Here is a 3,339-nt window from a genome sequence, read left to right as displayed (position 1 = left end):
TTACAAAATTCTAAAATATTTTTATCAGAAATCGTTTGATTTAATGGAATCCAGTGACTCAGATGTAAGTTGTTATATGTATCGAGGCCAATTTGCAAAGAATCAACATAAAGATAGCTCTCGTCTATCTCCATATCAATCCACAAGTCTTTTTCAGCGCTTAACACTTCTAACACTGTTTTCTGCCAATTATTATTATCGAAATTAATATTATTATTGCTTTCCATTTTCAACTCTTATATTATTTAACCAACAATACAAAGTTAAATTCTTAGAGGATTCTATACAATTCTTTTAAGAATATTTTTAATCGACTTAGAGTCTAGATCAGCAACAAATAGATGCTATTTCTGAATATCAACGAGATCGGCTCTAATTTCTTGAATTCTACCATCTTCACCTGTAAAAGTTAGAAACTCAGCACCATTCTTGGTTGAAATGTTTGTAGGTTTAATCCTAACCACCTTGCCGTCAATTTCAACCTGCATGGAATAGCCGCGCATAATAACCAACTCATAAATGCTATGATCTTCGCAAGAAATTTTTTGATAACTACTCATGTGGATTTTATTAATAATAATTTGTCGTTTTTATCTAAGTGTTTGATTTCATATTCACGCTTGGAGGCACAAGATCTATCTTTAGCACTTTCTTGATAAACCAACTCACACGGTGCATTGGCGCGTGTATATTTTGCACCACCTTGAATCTCTCCATTATGCTGACGCAAACGTCTAGTTAGGTTATTGGTAATTCCACAATATAGCGAGTTATTAGCGCATTTTAGCAAATACACCACCCAAGTTTTATTAGCCAATTTTTCAATCCCTTTATAGTATAATTGCGAAGTTTAATCCATCTTTATAAGTTAATGGAAAAAACCTACAATCCTGAACAAATTGAAGCGAAATATCGCGCCCTTTGGGAAGAAAAAAACCTGTTCTCGTCTGATGCAAATTCTACCAGCGAGAATGCCTACTCTATCATGCTGCCGCCGCCAAATGTTACTGGTTCTTTGCACATGGGGCATGCCTTTCAACATACTATCATGGATGTTCTTACCCGTTACCATCGTGGCAAGGGTGACCAAACCCTTTGGCAGCCAGGTACAGACCATGCGGGTATTGCGACACAAATGGTGGTTGAACGCCAATTAGCTGCCAAAGATATTACCCGCCATGACGTTGGTCGTGAAAAATTTATTGATAAAATCTGGGATTGGAAAGAACAATCTGGTGGCACGATCACCTCTCAAATGCGTCGCCTCGGCTCGTCTGTTGATTGGGAAAAAGAACGCTTCACCATGGATGAAGACATGTCTAATGCCGTTAAAAAGGTGTTTGTACAGCTACATGAAGAAGGTTTGATTTACCGTGGCAAGCGCTTAGTGAACTGGGATCCAGTATTACATACAGCGGTGTCTGATCTTGAGGTTATTAGTATTGAAGAGCAAGGCTCTTTATGGCATATGCGTTATCCAATTACTGGTACTGATGAAGTAATGGTAGTTGCTACAACACGTCCTGAAACCATGTTGGGTGATAGCGCTGTCGCTGTTCATCCGGATGATGCTCGCTACAGTCATCTTATTGGTAAAACGATTGACTTACCTCTTACTGATCGAAAAATCACTATTATTGCCGATGATTACGTTGATATGGAGTTTGGTACAGGTTGTGTAAAAATTACGCCTGCTCATGACTTTAATGACTATGAAATGGGTCAGCGTCATAATTTAGATATCATCAATATACTAACTGATGATGCCAAAATTAACGACACCGTGCCGAGTGCTTACACAGGTATGGATAGATTTGTTGCTAGAAAACAAATGATCAAAGACCTTGATGAACAAGGCTTGTTAGAGAAAATTGATCCACATAAACTAATGGTGCCTCGCGGTGATCGAACTAATGCCGTCATTGAACCTTACATGACTGACCAATGGTTTGTAAAAATTGCACCATTGGCAGAGCCCGCTATTGATGCAGTTAAAAACGGTGACATTCGCTTTATCCCTGAAAACTGGAACAAAACCTATTTTAACTGGATGGATAACATCCAAGACTGGTGTATTTCTAGACAAATTTGGTGGGGTCATCGCATCCCTGCTTGGTATGACGAAAATGGTAACATCTTTGTTGCTAACTCTGAAGAAGAGGCGCAAGCACAAGCTGGAGAAGGCGTTAAGTTAACGCAAGATACCGATGTTTTAGACACTTGGTTCTCTTCAGCGCTTTGGCCTTTTTCAACACTAGGTTGGCCTGAAAAAACTCCAGATTTGGCGCGCTTCTACCCAACTAATGTACTCGTAACCGGCTTTGATATTATTTTCTTCTGGGTTGCTAGAATGATTATGTTCGGCTTAAAGTTTGCTGGCGACGTACCCTTTAAAGATATCTATATCACTGGTCTAATTCGTGATGGTCAAGGGCAAAAGATGTCAAAGTCTAAAGGTAATGTTCTAGATCCAATTGATCTAATTGACGGTATTTCTTTAGAAGATCTACTTGAGAAAAGAACTCAAGGCATGATGCAGCCTAAAATGGCTAAAAAGATTAAAAAACAAACTGAACAAGAGTTTGCTGATGGTATTCCTGCTTTTGGCACAGATGCACTCAGATTTACATTTGCCGCACTCGCCTCATTTGGACGCGATATTAAGTTTGATTTAAAGCGTGTTGAAGGCTACCGAAACTTTTGTAATAAACTCTGGAATGCCTCTCGTTTTGTATTAATGAAACTAGAGGGTGAGACTATCAATCCTAATGCTGATTTATCAACGGCAGATCAATGGATCTTATCTCGCCTACAAGACACCAAGAAAAATGTTGAAAAACATCTTAAGGATTATCGCCTTGATTTAATGAGTCAAGAATTATACGAGTTTGTTTGGCATGATTATTGTGACTGGTACTTAGAGCTTTCTAAGCCATTATTACAAGATGATGCTACTAAAGCAGGTACGCAAGCAACACTGATAAAAGTTTTGAATGAGATGACCACCCTTCTACACCCAATCATCCCGTTTATCACTGAAGAAATCTTTGAGCAATGTAATACCATTACTGGACAAAATAACGTTAGCTTAATGACTCAGTCTTATCCTGAGGTTGATCAAAACTTAAGCTCAAGTGATTCGGAAGCTGAGATTAAATGGCTACAAACCTTTATCCTGGGTATTAGAAAAATTCGTGGTGAAATGAACATACCACCTTCTAAACCGCTACCTTGCTTTTTACAAAACTTCAACGCCACTGATGAGGCTTACTTAGCAAAGAATATTAACATTCTAAATGTGTTAGCTAAAATGGAAAATATTGATAAACTTAATGCTGC

General features: G+C 38.2%; 4 protein-coding genes. 1 reads left to right on the top strand and 3 read right to left on the bottom strand.

Annotated elements, in window-relative coordinates:
• The 3 genes from P8M52_RS05125 to P8M52_RS05115 form a co-directional block, all read right to left on the bottom strand.
• A partial coding sequence (locus P8M52_RS05125; protein WP_300308273.1) for a hypothetical protein occupies positions 1-227 on the bottom strand: 227 nt, incomplete at its 3' end.
• Positions 228-344: 117 nt separating this feature from the next.
• Positions 345-560 carry a transcriptional antiterminator, Rof gene (locus P8M52_RS05120; RefSeq protein ID WP_300308271.1) on the bottom strand — a complete coding sequence of 72 codons (216 nt, stop codon included), beginning with the start codon at positions 558-560 and terminating at the stop codon, positions 345-347.
• Positions 557-817, bottom strand: coding sequence for a GIY-YIG nuclease family protein (locus tag P8M52_RS05115; RefSeq protein ID WP_300308268.1), 261 nt, complete (start codon positions 815-817; stop codon positions 557-559). The genes P8M52_RS05120 and P8M52_RS05115 overlap by 4 nt, the downstream gene beginning before the upstream one ends.
• A 54-nt stretch (positions 818-871) precedes the next feature.
• Between P8M52_RS05115 and P8M52_RS05110 the strand changes: the two genes are divergently transcribed.
• Positions 872-3,339: valine--tRNA ligase (locus tag P8M52_RS05110; RefSeq protein ID WP_300308265.1), on the top strand; the 2,468-nt coding region annotated here is incomplete at its 3' end.

This window comes from Candidatus Thioglobus sp. (assembly GCF_029243085.1).
Classification (GTDB): domain Bacteria; phylum Pseudomonadota; class Gammaproteobacteria; order PS1; family Pseudothioglobaceae; genus Thioglobus_A.
Note: the sequence above shows the minus strand (reverse complement) of the source record. Positions and strands in the feature narration are given on the sequence as shown.

Coding starts and splice junctions, on each gene's coding strand:
- P8M52_RS05120 (WP_300308271.1), bottom strand. CDS start 560: ATGAGTAGTTATCAAAAAATTTCTTGCGAAGATCATAGCATTTATGAG.